The organism is Leisingera sp. CC-HEC093 (genome assembly GCF_059429195.1).
Genome location: NZ_JCAIJR010000002.1, coordinates 51,162 through 66,425 on the forward strand (window position 1 = coordinate 51,162; position 15,264 = coordinate 66,425).

Consider the following 15,264-nt stretch of genomic DNA (forward strand, 5'->3'; position numbering starts at 1 on the left):
CTGGTCGGCAGGGCTGCAGATCAGCCCTGCCGGATGTGCCCCGTCTCCTCTGCCGACAGAACAATCAAAGGTTGACTGCCCCCTTCACATCCCGGACAACTGACCCATGCTGACCGAGCCCCTGCTTCCGCTTCCGGAGCTGACCCGCTTTCACGACCATGGCAATGCCGGTGCGCTGGCGCCGGAGACCACGGAGCTGGCGCCGGGACTGTTTTTCAATGCCGATCCCGGCCTCGGGCTTTCCGGCCGCTGGCGGTCGCCGCCGGGGCGGTTCCTGGAGCTGGAGGCCAGGGCGGCGGGCCGCGGTGAATGGGTGGCGCTGCATCTGGCGCTGCCGCTGGGCGGGCTGCAAGACATCACCTATCTGGGCTATGCCTGCCGCGCCGCGGGCCCCGAGCCCTGGATGATCCGCCCCTGCCTGCGCTCAGGGCTGGCGGACGGCGGCTTCACCGACACCTTCTTCGGCAAGCACATCCTCGCCACAGAGCGTCCGGCCAGCCATCTGGATGCGCTCTACCTCGACAGCTGCCAGGAGCTGCCGCTGACCGCCCCCTGGCGCGAGCTGGTGCTGTTCTTCCCCTGCGAGGATTTCCAGATCCATCTGCATCATCTTTACCTTTTTGCGCTATGAGCTGCTGCCATGACGCTTGACCTGACCATTGCCATTCCGGTCCGCAATGACACCAGCCACCTGATCCAGCTGCTGGCCGGCCTGGCGGCGCTGGACCTGGCGCACCAGGTCATCGTGGCCGATGACGGCTCGGACGAACCGGTGGCCGCCGCCGCCCTGGCCCGGGCCTCCGGCTTTCCAGCAGAGCGGCTGACGGTGCTGCGCCTGGAACCCAGCCGCGGCGCCGGCGCCGCCCGCAACCTGGCGCTGCGCGAAGTGCGCACGCAGCACCTGCTGTTCCTCGACGCCGATGACCGGCCCACCCGCGAACTGCGCTGCCTCTGCGCTGCCCTGGCCCAGGCCGGGGACTTCGACTTCTGCATCTTCCAGCACCATGACAGCCGCCTGGAAAAAGACCGCCTGTTCGGCCAGCCCTGCCATGACCAGGCGTTCTGGGCTGCCGCGGGCCTGGCCCGGGGGGCGCTGGCGCCGGTCTCCGACGCTGCCGCCGCGCAGCTGGCGCAGACCGCGAACTACCCGTGGAACAAGATCTACCGGACCGAATTCCTGCACGCCCAGGGCATCACCTGCACCGAGATTTCGGTGCACAACGACGTCGAGCTGCACTGGATGAGCTTCCTCAAAGCCGGCCGCATCCTGGCCAGCGACCATATCGGCGTGGTGCATTTCGTCAATGAGGCCGGCCAGCGGCTCACCAACCGGTTCGGCCCGGAGCGGCTGCAGGTGTTCCAGGCCTTCGAGGCCATCGCGCAGGAGATCCGCCGCGCACCGGAGCGCGGCCTCGGCCTGCCGTTCTACGCCTTCACCCTGGGGCTGATCGGCTGGATCCGGGACCGGATGCAGCCCGGCCTGCATCCGCGCCTGGCCGCCTCCGCCGCCGGTTTCCTGGAGCACAACCAGACCGCCGCGCAGCGGGCCGAGCTGCGCCGCCTGCAGCCGGAGGCCTATGAGCGGATCCTGCATCTGATCGCCGCCCATGCCCCGGCCAACCTGCCCGGCCTGCAGGAGCCGCCCGCCGCAGAGCGCCGCCGGGCCTGATCCTGCCATGGATCTGCGTGCCCTGCTTCCCCGCCGCCGCCGCCCGCGCCAGGTCTGGCTGCACATCGGCCTGCCCAAATGCGGCTCCACCACGATCCAGCGCCACATGGCCGAAACCTATGAACAGCATCTGCAGCTTGGCCTCTGCTACCCGCAAAGCCACCGCTCTGCCACCGGCTACCGCAACCACATCCCGCTGGACCGGATGGCGGCAGAAGACCTGCCCGCCGCCCTGGCAGAGATCGAAGCCGAGGCGGACCGCCACGGCTGCCGCCGCATCCTGCTGTCCTGCGAGCATTGGACCAATGCGTTTTACACCGGCAGGCTGGCGGCGCTGACGGAGGCGCTGCAGCAGCAGATGCCGGACTGGCAGATCCGTCTGGTTGCTTATTTCCGCAACCCCTACGGCTTCGCCGAATCCAGCTATGCGCAGTTCCTGCGCGCCGGGCTGTTCGGGATCGACAAGGCGGCCTTTTTCGCCGCAGGCCCGCCCGGCATCAGCCGCTACCTCAGCTGTTTCGAGGAGAACTACGGCTTTCCCCTGCCCTCGCTGCTCGGCTTTGCCCGGATGCTGCTGGACGGGCTTCCGGCCGGCAGCCTGATGCTGCGCTCGAACGAGCCTGCGGACCTGGATGCGCCGGACATGCTGAGCGATTTCTGCAGCCTGCTCAGCCTGCCTGCCCCCGGGGCGGCAGAGCGGCGCAACAGCCGCATCCAGCCGCGCAAGCTGGCCGAAATCGAATATGTGCAGACCCGGGTCAGCCAGCCGGTCTATGCGCAGCTGCGCCCGAAGCTGCTGAAACGGGATTTCACCCGCGGCGCCCCGCCCGGCCCCGCCCGCGGCAGCAGCCTGCACCTGAGCGCCGCCATGGCAGAGGAGATCACCCGGCGGCTGGAGGCCGAACGCGGCCAGCTGGCGGCGCTGTTTGCCACCCGCACCGATGCGCTCTGCGCCGCCCGCAGCCAGGACTGGAGCCGGGCGGAGCTGCTGGACGAGGAGGCCCGGGCGCGGCTGCGCAAATTCATCCGCCGCCAAAGCACCTGAACCGGCACGCCTGCCCCCGCGCGGGCCGCCCTTACAGGGGGCTTGCGAAAAACGCCGGTGCCGTCTTGCCCGCGTCCTGGCAGTCCAGAAAGCCGCGCGCCGCATCCAGCGCCTCGCGGATGGTCACATCCATGTCCAGATAGCGGTAGGTGGCGAGCCGCCCGGTGAAGGTGACGCCGCTCGTCTCCTCCGCCTGCTCGACATAGGCCGCCAGCAGCTCCTTCTCCTTCACCTGGCGGATCGGGTAATAGGGAATGTCGCCAGGCTCTGCCAGGCGCGAGAACTCGCGGTAGCAGACCGACCCCTCGTGGCTTTCCCAAGGGCTGAAATGCTTGTGCTCGGTGATCCTTGTGTAAGGCACAGATTCCTCGCCGTAGTTCATCACCGCGCACCCCTGGTAGTCGCCCTGATGGGTGAAGCGCTCGAAATCCAGCGTCCGGTAGCCCAGCCGCCCCAGCTCGTAGCCGAAGTAGCCGTCAAGCGGCCCGGAATAGAACACATGGTCATACTCCGCCGCCTGGGACCGCTCGAAAACAGTCCCTAATTGGACGGTTATGCCCGGATGATCCAGGATCTTTTCGATCATCGCGGTATAGCCGTTCTCCGGCATCCCCTGGAACCGGTGGAAGAAATAGTTGTCGTCGTAGTTGAACCGCACCGGCAGCCGCTTGAGGATGGAGGCGGGCAGCTCGGAAGGGTGCATGCCCCATTGCTTGACGGTGTAGCCCTTGAAGAACGCCTCGTAGAGATCCTTGCCGACAAACCGCATCGCCTGCTCCTCGAAGGTCTGCGGATCCTCGATGGTGGTGTCGGCCTGCTCCTGCGTGATGAAATCATGCGCTTCTTCCGGGCGCATCGTCTTGCGGAAGAACTGGTTGATGGTGTGCAGGTTGACCGGCAGCGAGAACACTTCCTGCTCCCCCGACAGCCCGCGGGTGGTGGATTTCACCCGGTTCTTGTAGGGTTTGAAGGTCTCGAAACGGTTCACATACTCCCAGACCTCAGCGTCGTCGGTGTGAAAGATATGCGGCCCGTAGACATGCACCATGACGCCGGTTTCCGCGTCGCGCTCGGTATGGCAGTTGCCGCCGGCATGGTCCCGGCTGTCCGCCACGGTGACGCTGTGGCCCGCCTCTGCCAGATGCCGCCCGATGACCGCGCCCGAGAGCCCCGCGCCCACGCATAGAATGTTCATGTGCTTGTCCTGTTCCATCTGCCCCCCGCCCGGGGCCCTGTGCCTTTCCCGGTTAAACGGGATCTGCCTCCCTGCCGCAAGGGGGCGGGCGGCAAAGCGGCAGCAAACCACCGGCGGGCAGGACCGAAGCGATTGTTCCGCATCCGCGAATGCCGTAAAGCAGGCGGGACCTGTGTATCAACGAGGGACCCGCCGCCAGATGCCGAACCGCAAGACTCTCATCTTCCATATCGGAGATCACAAGACGGGCTCGACCTCGATCCAGCTGGCCTTTGCCGAACAACTGGTCACGCTGCACGGGCACAGTGTCTTCTACCCTGCAAAGCTGGCCCGTAATGCCTTGGGGGACCAATGCCTGAATTACGGTAAAGCCAAGACCCCCGAAGCCAGGCAGGCGGCGGCAAAACCAATTGTGAATCTGGCGGAGCGGGTCCGGAACTCGCAAGCGGACTTCACCCTGATCTCGGCGGAAGCCTTTGAGAAAATTCCTGCCGCACTGCTGCGGGAGGTGATCGATACCTTCTTTGCCGATGCCGCCGATGAGATCCGGGTTTTCTGCTACGTGCGCCCGCATGCTGCCCGCCTGACGTCCAGTTTTTCGGAGCGCACCAAAGCCGGGGTGCCGAAAACACTGAAAGCGGATCTCGAAACCTTTGCCGAAAGGCGCAAGAAGGTGCAGGAGTTCATCTATCTGCCCCGGTTTGCCGCCTGGCGGGAACATTTCGGCGAAGCCTTCACGCTGCGCCCGATGATCCGCAGCCAGCTCCACCAGGGCGATGTGGTCAGCGATTTCATCCATCATGCCTTTGGCGGCATTCCATTCACCATCACCGGCGACAGCCAGGCCAATGAATCACTCTGCCTGGAGGATCTGATGCGGCTGAAGGTGCTGCAGGCGCATCTGAAGGCACCGCAAGAGCTCCGGCTTAAAATAGGCTGGGAAATCGCCCGCCTGGCCGGACACCTGCCGCCGCCGCCCGCGCGCACCAGGCTGCAGCTGCACAAGCGCCTGGCCGCGGACATCCGCGACACCTACATGGCCGATGCCCGGAATATGGACCGGGAATTCTTTGGCGGGGAACCGCTGCTGGAAAACGAGCTGCACGCGGCGGTGGAGAAAGCCATCGCCGAACCGCAATCCACCGAACCGGCCGACTATCTCAGCGCCTCCGAATTGCGCTCGCTGGAACTGATGTCCGGCATGATCGCCGGGCTGTTCGAGGAAACCAGTGTCAACTGGCCGGCCTTCCTGCATGCCAAACGGGTGCGCGACGTGGAACAGGCCCGCAAGGCCCGCAAGGCCCGCAAGGCCGATGCCGCCGAATAAGCCACAACCCAAGAAGACCGCCGCATGAAAGTCATCCTCTATTTCGGCCACCACAAGGTCGGCTCCACCGCGCTGCAGGCCTTTCTGGCGCGCAATGCACTGGCCCTGCTGGAGCAGGGCATCCTCTACCCGGCAGTGGAAAGCGAAGGCATGTCGCATCTGCTGGCGCAGGCCCTGGGCAGGCAAAAGAAACCGGTCCTGGGCTGCATGAACGTGCGCGAGCCCCACAACGCGCTTGGCTTCCGCATGCTGGCTGTCAAGACCGGCGGCAGCACCCCGCCCTGGCACGGGCCGCTGCCTGGCCTGCAGGCGATGCTGAACGCCCTGCGCCATCAGGTGGAGGTGCTGCAGCCGCAAACCGTCATCCTGTGCTCCGAGGTGTTTGCCAACCTCGGCGCCGGCCATGAGGACATGATCAGAAAGCTGCACAGCCTGTTCCCGGATGCGGAGGCCGAGCTCTACTGCGCGCTGCGGCGGCCCGATGAATACACCGCCTCCTGGTTCGGCCAGCGGCTGCGCTTCGGCCACAAGCTTGAACCGCTGTCCAGCCCCGGCGGAACCAAGACCGGCTCGATCCATTTCGACTACCGCCGCATGGTGGAGCCCTGGGTGCGCGAGTTCAGCGGCTGCCGGCTGCATCTGCGCAATTACAGCGACATCCTGGCGGCCGGCGGTTCGGTGCAGGATTTCACCGCCCAGGTCAGCTGCGGCTTCCCCGAAGGCCTGCCGCAGAAGGGGCCCTCCAACAAGGGGCTGCCGCGGGCAGCCTATGAAATCATCCGCCGCGCCAACCACACGCTGCCGCCGGACCAGGCGCAGGCATTGCGCGAATTCTTCCTGACCGCCCCCCAGGGCATCAGCCCGGTCCCCAGCGGCGATGTCGAGCTGTTCGGCAGCGCCCGGCGGGCAGAGCTGGCAGAGGCCTTTGCCCCGATCCATGCCTATCTCAGCCAGCTGACCGGCCAGGAGGCCTTTTTCCCCGATATCGAGGAAATGCGCCGCCTCCGCCCGGTGCCAGAGGCCGAAGCGGCCGCACAACTGCTGGCCGCGCTCGACCCCGCAGCACTGCCCGGGCCCGAATTGCGCAGCTTTATCACCGGTCTCGAACACACCGCCTGACCGCACCCCCCAGGTTTCTCCCGAAAGGTTCCCGTTATGATTACCCTGCAGAATTTCATCACCCCGGACCGGGAGATCTGCACCGAGCACGCGCTCTACTACCAGGCCCATGGCGCAGTCGGTTTTTCGCAAAGCCGCGGCCAGTATCTGCTGCCTGCCGGAACCCGGATCAGCTTTGGCAGCTATTTCAACCTGTTCAGCCTGGGCAAATGGAACCGGGGCTGCCGCCTGGACAGCCTGTTTGCCGAGCTGTCGGGCAGCGGCAAGGCAGAGATCAAGATCATCCACGCCCGGCCCAGCCGTTCCTGGGAGGTGGTCTATTGCGAGATTGCCGATCTGCAGGAGGGCGCGCCGCATGTGATCGATCTCAGCGAATTCGCGGAGGCAGAGACCGAAGGCGCGCTTTATGCCGAGGTGCTGGCGCTGGGAGAGGAAGTCACCCTCCGCGGCGGCCGCTTTGCCACCGCAGAGACGCCCGCGGAACTGCCGCGGCTGGCGGTTTCGATCACCACCTTCAAGCGCGAGGCGGAGGTGCAGAGCACCGTGGCCCGGCTGGAGGACTTTCTGGCGGATTTCGAGCACGGCAGCCGGATCCGGGTGCAGGTGGTCGACAACGGCCAGAGCGCGGAAATCGCCGCCAGCACCTCCGTCACCCCCTATCCCAACCGCAACCTGGGCGGCGCCGGCGGCTTTGCCCGCGGCCTCCTGGAGGCAGAGGCGGCGGGCTGCAGCCACTGCCTGTTCATGGATGACGATGCTTCCTTCCACATGGAGAACATCGCCCGCGCCTTCATGTTCCTGGCCTTCGCCCGCGACCCCCGAACCGCGCTGGCAGGGGCGATGATCAACAACACCCACAAATGGGCGATGTGGGAGAACGGCGCCTGGTTCGACGGCTCCTGCCGCCCGCTCCATAACGGGCTCGACCTGCGCGACCTTGGCCAGGTGACGGAGATGGAGTTCAGCTCCGCCCGCTCCGCCCCGGAAACCCTCTACGGCGGCTGGTGGTTCTTCGCCTTCCCGGTCGCCAAGGTCCGCCGCCACCCCTTCCCCTTCTTCGTGCGCGGCGACGACATCAGCTTCTCGCTGGCCAATGACTTCAGGATCTTCACGCTCAACGGCGTGGTGTCCTTCCAGGATGACTTCACCGAGAAGGAAAGCGCCCAGACGCTCTATCTGGATCTGCGCAACCATCTGATCCACCATCTGGTGTTCGAACGGCTGGAGCGCAGCGCCTTCGGCACCGCAAAGATCGCCCTGCGTTTCATGATGCGCTCGATGCTGCGCTGCAAATACGAAAGCGCCGAAGCCCAGCTGCTGGCCTGGCAGGACGTGATGCAAGGCCCCGGGTTCTTTGACGAGAACATCGACATGAGCGCGCGCCGCGCCGCCATCAAGGCACTGGTCAGGGACGAGGCCTGGCAGGATGCGGAAGACGGGCTGGAGCAGGGCCAGCGCCGCCTGTTCAGCCGGATGCCGCGGCGGCTGCGGCATTATTTCGGCCTGTTCACCCTCAATGGCCACCTGCTGCCGTTCTGGAGCGCGCTCGGCGACCGGCTGGTGCTGGACATCGCCGCCCGCGGCCTGGTGTACCCGGCCTTCGGCGGTGCCCGGCTCACCTATGTCAATACCGACGGCAGCAAGGCTTATACGGTGCGGCACTCCAAGCGGCGCTTCTTCAGCCTGGCCTGGCGGATGGCAAAAACCCTGTCCGCCTTCCGCCGCAGCCATGCGGCGCTGAAGGCGGACTACCGCAAGGGCTATGCCGAAATGACCACCCGGGATTACTGGCAGGCCACCCTGGCCGAAGACCGGGGCCAGGCCGCCCCCGCCCCGGCCAAGGCCGCGGCGGGGGAAACCGCCTGACCCGGCAGCCCCGGCAGTCCCCGCGGTCTCAGGCCAGCATTTCCTCATGCATGGCGATGGCCTCTTCCAGGTCGTCGAAATAGCGCACCCGCCCGGCTTCCAGCACCAGGCCGGAATCGCAGAACTGGCGGATCTGGTTCATTGAGTGGCTGACCATGATGGCGCTTGACAGCTTCATCCGGTCGGCAAAGACGGCGCGGCTTTTCCGCTTGAAGGCGGCATCGCCCACCGCGGTCACCTCATCGACCAGATAGGTGTCGAAATGGATCCCCATCGAGGCGCCGAAGGTCAGCCGCGAGCGCATGCCGGAGGAATAGCTGCGCATCGGCATATGGTAGAATTTTCCCAGTTCCGCGAAACCGGCGACGAAATTCACCAGGTCATCGGTGTCGACCCCGTAGATCCGGGCGATGAAGCGGACGTTTTCCGCCCCGGTCAGATCCTTGTGGAACGAGCCGCCCAGCCCCACCGGCCAGGAGATGGTGCCGTCCGAGACCACCTGTCCGCTGTCGGGCCTGAGCGTGCCCGCGATGATCTGCAAGAGCGTCGACTTGCCCGCGCCGTTGCGCCCCAGGAGCGCCAGCGAGCGCCCGGACGGCAGCGTCAGGTTCAGATTGTCGATCACCACCTTGCGCTCGCCCTTGAGCCGGAAGCTCTTGGTCAGGTTTTCCAGCCGGATCATCGCCCTGCCCTCAGCTGCGGTCGCGGACCGAGTAATAGACCAGCGCCCCGATCGACCAGCCCAAGAGCAGGAACAGTCCGGCCAGCCCCGCCAGCATGAACCGGCGCGGATATTCCGCCTCCTCGGCCAGGGTCGGGGTGATATAGGTGGCCAGGTAGCGGCTCTGGCGGGCCGCATCGTCGCGCGCCGCCTCCAGCGCCGCCAGCGCCGCGCGGTAGCTTTCCTCGGCAAACTCGCGGTCCACCGTCAGCCGCTCGAACTCGGAAATCAGCGTCGGATAATCCTCGCCGACGCCGCCGGTGTCGGTATTGCTGGAGGCAAAGGTCTGGCGTTCGATATTGATGCGCCTGCGGATCACCTCGATCTGCTGCTGCGCCTTTTTCAGCCGCACGTCGCTCTCTGCCACCGAGCCTGCCAGCAGGTCGTATTCGATCAGCGCCTCGGCCAGCTGCTGCTGCAGGTTGTTCATCACCCCCATGCGGCCCTGAATATCGGCCGCGGGATCGACGATGCGGGTGCGGGTGCGGAACCCGGTCAGCGCCTCGCGCGCCCCTTTCAGCCGCTCCACCGCCTCAGCCAGATCGGTTTCGGCATAGCGCATGGCATCGGCGCGGGCCTGATCGTTGAGCGCATTGATGCGGATCTGGCTTTCCTCGACCACGGCGCGGGTGATCGCCTGGGCGCTCTGCGGATCAAAAGCGGTGACCCGCACCTCGGTCAGGCCAGAGCCGCTGTCATAGGAAATACGGGCTATACGCTGCCAGAACCAGACCAGCTGCTCAAGGGTGGCATCGGGCCAGATCGAGAACACCCAGTCGCCGGGCCAGTGCTGGCTGTAATGGGCGCGCAGGTCCACCCGGGCATTGACCGCCTCGGCCATTTCCTGGCTCTGGATGAACTCATAAAGGATATCGCTGTCCGAGGCGGTGGAGGCGCCGGAAAATGTGGCAAGCCCGCCCAGGAGGTCATTGGCGCCGGAGCTTTCCTGGCTGCGCACGGTGAAGCCCGCGGTGGAGGCATACTGGTCCTCTGCCACCGCAAACAGATAAAACACGGCCGCCGCCAGCGGCAGCAGCACCAGAACTGCAAAGCTGGCGATCAGCCCGCGGTGGCGCGCCTTCATATGGGCGGGCCGGGCCACCGGATAGGCCGGGGTCTGGGCAATCTGCTCTTCCAGCCGGCCTGCCTTATCGGCCAGCGCCGCCTGTTTGGCCTCGGCCGCGCGCATCTTGCGGCGCAGCTTCTTGAGCTTCTTACCGCCGCCGCCCTGGCGGGCCGCCGGGCCAGGCTGCTGGACCGTATTGGCAGCGTCCTGCCCGGCCTCAGTCCCGGTCTCTGCCGTCTCCGTCTCCGGCTCCGCCGGAGCGCTTGTGCCAGCCCCCTTGCGGCCGGTGCGGAAGTGAGCGGCGGCCTTCTGCCGCGCCGCCGGGCGATCCTGTTTCATAATCTGCTTATCCCGGCCTGCAGCCGTTTGTAATTGCCTCGTCTTTCCACCATAGTATCGCCTGCAGCGCGCATATTCACAATGGGTATTCATGACCACCACACCACCTGCGGCCCCGCCCTCCGGCCTGCCTGCAGCCCAGCACCCGGCCCTGCGGCCCGCTGCCGGGCGGGCGCGCCGCTTTGCCTCTCTGCGCACCGTGGCGGCGCTGGTGCTGCGCGAGATGTCGACCCGCTACGGCCGCACCCCTGGCGGCTATCTCTGGGCGGTGCTGGAGCCGCTGGCGGCGATCCTGTTTCTTTCCATCGGCTTTTCGCTGGTGATCCGGACCCCCTCTCTGGGCACCAGCTTCCTGCTGTTTTACGCCACCGGATACCTGCCGTTTAGCCTCTACAACACCCTTGCCAGCATCATCGCCCGGGCGGTGAGCTTCTCCAAGCCGCTGCTGAAGTTCCCGGCAGTGACCTGGCTGGATGCCATACTCGCGCGCTTCCTGCTGAACAGTCTCACCGGCGCCCTGGTGACGATTCTGCTGATCAGCAGCGTGCTGGCGGTCATCGACAGCCGCGCGGTGCTGGACCTGCCGGCAGCGGTGCTGGCGATGGCGCTGACGATGGGGATGGGGCTAGGTGTCGGCACGCTCAACTGCGCGCTGATGGGTCTTTATCCCTTGTGGGAAGTCGCCTGGTCGATCATCACCCGGCCACTGTTCCTCGCCTCCGGGGTCTTCTTCCTTTACAAGGATCTGCCGCCGCTGGCGCAGGACATCCTGTGGTACAACCCGCTGATGCATATCACCGGGCTGATGCGCAGCGGCTTCTACCCCAGCTATACCGCCTCTTACGCCAGCGTGACCTATGTGCTGCTCATCAGCCTGATCCTGCTGGCGCTGGGGCTGGTGCTGATGGGCCGCTACCACCGCGACATCCTGAACCGCTGAGGCGCAGGCCCGGAGACTGGGCCCCGGAGACTGGGCCGGTCCCGGAAACGGACCGCAGGATACCGGCTGGTTTCAGCCGCTGCCCCCCCCCGCAGGGGCGCCCGGCGGCAAGGTCTCCGGAAATCCAGCCCCTGTTTCAGGCGCGGCGGCGCCGGTTCACTTCCCAGGCCAGCGCCAGAGCCGCTGCAACCGCCGCAACGGCCAGCAGGCCCGCACTTGCATCGATTTCCGGCGTGTTATGCGGATTGCCGACGCCGTTGTTCCAGCCGTTGCCGCCGGCATTGCCATTGCCATTACCGTTGCCCCAGCCGCCATTGCCATTGCCGTTCCCGTTGCCCCGGCCAGCGGCAAACGCCGCAGACAGGGTCATGCAGCTGGTAAAAATCGCGGTGCCTGCAGCGGTCAGAAGAGATCTCATTGCTTTGGCCTCAAAAGGTTGGATTACAATTGCCTTCCGGCCACCGATAGCATTTTCCCGGCCCGGGCACAATTTCCGGAGCCGCCCGGACGTGTTTCTGCCGCCCGGCTGTCTCCGGGATGCACCGGCCCCGGGCGCGGCTAGAGGCGCGCCTGCAGGAACCGCGGCGCGCCGCCGTCCAGGCAGACCGCCGACAGCACCCCGCTGGCATAGGCACCGGTGTCGATGGCAATCCGGCCCTGCTCTGCCGCGGGCCTGCTGACGATGCTATGCCCGTGCACCACCCAGATCCCGTCCCGGCGCGGGATGCGCAAAAACTCCGGATGGCCCCACATCAGCACCTCCTCCGGCTGCGCATCCGGCGCCGCCCGCGGGTCTGCCCCGGCATGCACCATCAGCACATTGCCCGACAGCACCGAGGTCTGCAGCCCGGCCAGCCAGGCGATCAGCGCCGGGCCCATCCCCTCCTGCAGATGGTCGCGGCAGGCGCGCAGCTCTGCCGCCGTCATCTGCGGCCGCACCCCGCGGATGCCGAAAGAGGCCAGCGTCTGCAGCCCGCCATTGCGCAGCCAGCATCCGCCCTCGCCGGCCGGGTCCTGCAGAAAGTCCAGCAGCATGGCCTCGTGGTTGCCCATCAGGCAGGTCAGATCCGGACGCGCGCTAAGGCAGCGCAGCACCTCCGCGCTGTGCTCGCCGCGGCCGGTGTAGTCGCCCGCCAGCACGATCCGGTGGCCTTGCGGCACCTGCGCCAGCATGCGCTCCAGCAGCCCCAGACAGCCATGCACGTCGCCGATCACGCACAGCGGCACAGCCGGTGCCGGATCCGCAAACCGGGCCCCCGGCCAGAACCTGTTGAACAAGGATGACAGCACCGATGCCAGGCCTCCCGGCGGCCCCTTGAGCAAAAAATTCCCGGCGCGGGGCCGCGCGCCGGGGCAAAACCGTCAGATGGTGATAGCCGCCCGCCCGCCGCGGGGCAAGCGCCCGCTCAGGCGCGGCGGCAGGCCGGCACCCCCATGCGGATGATCTCGCTGCCCTTGATCTTGTGCACCCCGGAAATCCGGTTGCGCCCCTCCGCCATGAACCAGGCCTTCAGGGGCGCCGGGTAATGCTGCGCCATCACCCGGCTGAAATAGTCGAACTTCTCCTGTGTCAGGCGCCGCCCCCCGCGCGAGGGGCCGTGGAAGCCGAAGGTGGTGCCGGGATCGACGCAGGCGCCGGGCAGGCCGAGGAACATGGTGCAGGTGGAATAGCAGACCTTGCCGCGGATCTCGACCCGCACGCCGCGCTTCTGCAGGTTGCTCAGCTCGATCAGCCGGTCATGCAGATAGCCGCCGCGGTCGCTGCCCACCACATAGGTCTGCTGCGCGGCGGCGCCCGCGGGCGGCAGCAGCATCAGCGCCAGGCCGCAGGCGGCAGCGGCCCGGGCCGCCGGTTTCAGGGCGGAATAGGCGCGGGAGAGGAAAGCGGGAACAAGGGCCGGCATGGTCAGATCTCCATTGCGTAAAACAGGTGCTGGAGACTGAGTAGAAAACCGCAGCGGGCGGAGCGCGGTCAGGGTGTGGCAAAAATTAGCACATTATCAACACTTTAGGTCGTATGTTAGGAAAATTTTAAGAACCCGCCACGAGGTCCGCTCAGATCAGATCAGCGCGAAATCCCCTATGGCGATGGCTGCGGCGGCAATCAGGGCATTGGCCAGCATATGCGCCTGCACCGCGCCGCCGGGCTGGCGGCTGCGCAGATACAGCAGCCCGAAGGCCGCCCCTGCCAGGGCGCCCGCCAGCCAGCGGTCGTGCAGCGCCGCAAACAGCAGGCTGCTGACCGCCAGTCCGGCAAAGGCCCGCCAGGGCGCCGCCGCCGGGCCGCCGGCGATGCGCTCCAGCACATAGGCGCGGAAGAACAGCTCTTCGATCACCGGCACCAGCAGCACCGTGCCGAAGAGGCGGCAGGCAATCCAGAACGGATCCGGCTGCGCGGCGCCGGCCGCGGCCTCCGGCGCGGTCCAGAGCCACAGCGCCGCCACCGCGCAGCCCGTGAGCCAGTCCAGCGGCCCGGCCTGCCATTTGAAGGTTTTCAGCGCAGGCCAGAACAGCGCCAGCCCCAGCAGCATCGCCGCCACCCGCAGCGGATAGCCATCGGCGGGGATCTGCCAGATCAGCGGGGTGAGCGTGCCGCTCAGCATGAACAGGATGAAGGGCACGATCCTGGCAAACAGCGGATCCGCTGCCAGGGGCGGGCCTGTCCGGGCGGCGGGGCCCGCAGCCCTGTCATGGAAGACATCCAGATTGTGAACGGCCGCCAGAACCGCAAAGGCCAGCAGCGAAAACAGGAGCCAGCCCGCATAGGAGTGGAACCCGTCCACCGCCAGCTGGGGCGAGACATTGGCCCCCAGCCAGACCAGCACGGCGATCCTCAGGACATTCAACACCCAGCTGAGGCCGACTGCCAGCGGGAACAGGACCATCCAGTACGGCGCCATGCGCAGCGTGCTGCGCGCCAGCAGCGCATAGATGCCCATGAACACCGCCACCAGGGCCATGCCTTCGGCACCGGAACAGCCCGTGGCAATGCGCACCGCAAAGTCATTGAGGCCGATGATGCGGTCGCCCGGAAGGCTGGAGACCGCCGTGCCCGCCAGGGAGAGCACCAGGGCAACCGCCTCGAAGGTCAGCCGGGTCAGAGCGCGGTTTTCGCCCCAGAGCCAGCCCGCGGCCTCCACGACCAGCGGCAGCAGAAAGAACCCGGCCGCCGCAAGCGGCAGCAAGGCGTCATTGCCAAGCAGCCATTGCTTCCAGGCCCGCCAGGGCAGGAGCCAGAACGCCGCGCCCAGAAACGCCAGCGCCGCACCTGCCAGGAACAGCGGCGCCGCCTGGCTGAACTGCGCCTCCAGCTGCGGCAGGGTAAAACGCCACAGCGGCGTCAGCAGCAGCGCCAGCCCCAGCAGGTGCAATGCAGCCGGCAAGAGGCTGCGGGGCGGGGCGGTTTTCGCCAGATACAAATAGTTGCGCCAGAAGCGGGGAACGAAAATGTTCATCAGGACAACGGCCAGACACATCAGGAAAACGCTCAAAGGAAGCGTTCTCATTAGCCGGCAGACCGCAAAAACGGACACATTGCTGCAGGAAAACTGCTCCGTCTCATGGGTCAGGAGGCGGATGGCCGCAGCTTCGGCCACAGCGGCCAGCAAAAAAACAGCCAGGCGCCCGGATACAGGCATAACAACCAGCCCCTGCCTCATGGTCACTCCTTGAGCACGCGTTTGAAAACAGGGGGGCGCAGCCCCTGCCCTGCCCTGTCAGGGATGTTCTCTTCTCAAACAAGGCGGCCGCATGTTCAAGGGTCTCCCGCAAGATCCAGCCGCTGGCATTCGCCGCCATCAGGCTTGCGGTGCCTGCCGGATCCGCAATTCCGGACCGGGCTGCACCGGTGAGGGGGCCCTGGCGCCGTTTCAGGGCACAAGCCGCAGCGCGCGTTGCGCCGCCGGGCGAACCGGCGCACGCCCGGTTGTTCCAGCCTTAACCCGGATATCCCATCATTCAGCCCATCGGAGGAATCG

At 66.5% G+C, this 15,264-nt stretch carries 14 protein-coding genes; 7 read left to right on the forward strand and 7 right to left on the reverse strand.

Translation table 11 applies throughout. The features are described from left to right. The first annotated feature begins 106 nt into the window (after positions 1 to 106). From AC5STB_RS20320 to AC5STB_RS20330, 3 genes are read left to right on the forward strand one after another with little or no spacing between them, the layout of a single operon-like run. Entirely contained in the window at positions 107 to 631 is a 525-nt protein-coding gene (locus tag AC5STB_RS20320; RefSeq protein ID WP_495444679.1) for a hypothetical protein, read from the forward strand. A 9-nt stretch (positions 632 to 640) separates the two neighbouring features. After that, complete coding sequence (locus AC5STB_RS20325) at positions 641 to 1,669, forward strand: glycosyltransferase family 2 protein (RefSeq protein WP_495444680.1); 1,029 nt, start codon at positions 641 to 643, stop codon at positions 1,667 to 1,669. 7 nt (positions 1,670 to 1,676) lie between these two features. Further along, positions 1,677 to 2,714: a hypothetical protein gene (locus AC5STB_RS20330; RefSeq protein ID WP_495444681.1), complete on the forward strand. Its 1,038-nt coding sequence runs from the start codon at positions 1,677 to 1,679 to the stop codon at positions 2,712 to 2,714. Positions 2,715 to 2,745: 31 nt separating this feature from the next. On the opposite strand, the gene glf is transcribed toward AC5STB_RS20330, so the two are convergent. Beyond that, positions 2,746 to 3,909, reverse strand: a complete 1,164-nt coding sequence (gene glf, locus AC5STB_RS20335; protein WP_495444682.1) for a UDP-galactopyranose mutase — start codon at positions 3,907 to 3,909, stop codon at positions 2,746 to 2,748. Between the two features lie 199 nt (positions 3,910 to 4,108). Here glf and AC5STB_RS20340 point away from each other — a divergent pair, with 199 nt between their 5' ends. The 3 genes from AC5STB_RS20340 to AC5STB_RS20350 are packed head-to-tail and all read left to right on the forward strand — an operon-like array spanning position 4,109 to position 8,221. Further along, positions 4,109 to 5,236 (forward strand): hypothetical protein, encoded by a 1,128-nt coding sequence (locus tag AC5STB_RS20340; RefSeq protein WP_495444683.1) that lies wholly within the window; start codon positions 4,109 to 4,111, stop codon positions 5,234 to 5,236. Positions 5,237 to 5,260: 24 nt separating this feature from the next. Continuing rightward, the gene (locus AC5STB_RS20345; protein WP_495444684.1) at positions 5,261 to 6,355 is read left to right on the forward strand and encodes a hypothetical protein; all 1,095 of its coding nucleotides are present in this window, start codon (positions 5,261 to 5,263) and stop codon (positions 6,353 to 6,355) included. 36 nt (positions 6,356 to 6,391) lie between these two features. After that, entirely contained in the window at positions 6,392 to 8,221 is a 1,830-nt protein-coding gene (locus AC5STB_RS20350) for a glycosyltransferase family protein (protein WP_495444685.1), read from the forward strand. Between the two features lie 28 nt (positions 8,222 to 8,249). Here the strand turns inward: AC5STB_RS20350 and AC5STB_RS20355 are convergent, their stop codons facing one another. Both AC5STB_RS20355 and AC5STB_RS20360 read right to left on the reverse strand, forming a co-directional pair. Continuing rightward, complete coding sequence (locus tag AC5STB_RS20355) at positions 8,250 to 8,903, reverse strand: ABC transporter ATP-binding protein (RefSeq protein WP_495444686.1); 654 nt, start codon at positions 8,901 to 8,903, stop codon at positions 8,250 to 8,252. 10 nt (positions 8,904 to 8,913) lie between these two features. Next, positions 8,914 to 10,347: a KpsE/RkpR family capsule polysaccharide export protein gene (locus tag AC5STB_RS20360; RefSeq protein WP_495444687.1), complete on the reverse strand. Its 1,434-nt coding sequence runs from the start codon at positions 10,345 to 10,347 to the stop codon at positions 8,914 to 8,916. Between the two features lie 91 nt (positions 10,348 to 10,438). On the opposite strand from AC5STB_RS20360, the gene AC5STB_RS20365 reads away from it, so the two are divergent. Beyond that, a complete protein-coding gene (locus AC5STB_RS20365; RefSeq protein ID WP_495444688.1) occupies positions 10,439 to 11,287 on the forward strand; it encodes an ABC transporter permease in 849 nt (282 codons plus the stop codon). A gap of 136 nt (positions 11,288 to 11,423) precedes the next feature. On the opposite strand, the gene AC5STB_RS20370 is transcribed toward AC5STB_RS20365, so the two are convergent. From AC5STB_RS20370 to xrtE, 4 genes are all read right to left on the reverse strand, one after another. After that, positions 11,424 to 11,705 (reverse strand): VPEID-CTERM sorting domain-containing protein, encoded by a 282-nt coding sequence (locus AC5STB_RS20370; protein WP_495444689.1) that lies wholly within the window; start codon positions 11,703 to 11,705, stop codon positions 11,424 to 11,426. Between the two features lie 140 nt (positions 11,706 to 11,845). Next, positions 11,846 to 12,577, reverse strand: coding sequence for a metallophosphoesterase (locus tag AC5STB_RS20375; protein ID WP_495444690.1), 732 nt, complete (start codon positions 12,575 to 12,577; stop codon positions 11,846 to 11,848). 116 nt (positions 12,578 to 12,693) lie between these two features. Further along, on the reverse strand, positions 12,694 to 13,191 hold the full coding sequence (locus AC5STB_RS20380; protein WP_495444691.1) for a hypothetical protein: 498 nt from the start codon (positions 13,189 to 13,191) through the stop codon (positions 12,694 to 12,696). 156 nt (positions 13,192 to 13,347) lie between these two features. Then, on the reverse strand, positions 13,348 to 14,946 hold the full coding sequence (gene xrtE / locus AC5STB_RS20385; RefSeq protein WP_495444692.1) for an exosortase E/protease, VPEID-CTERM system: 1,599 nt from the start codon (positions 14,944 to 14,946) through the stop codon (positions 13,348 to 13,350). Positions 14,947 to 15,264 lie beyond the last annotated feature (318 nt).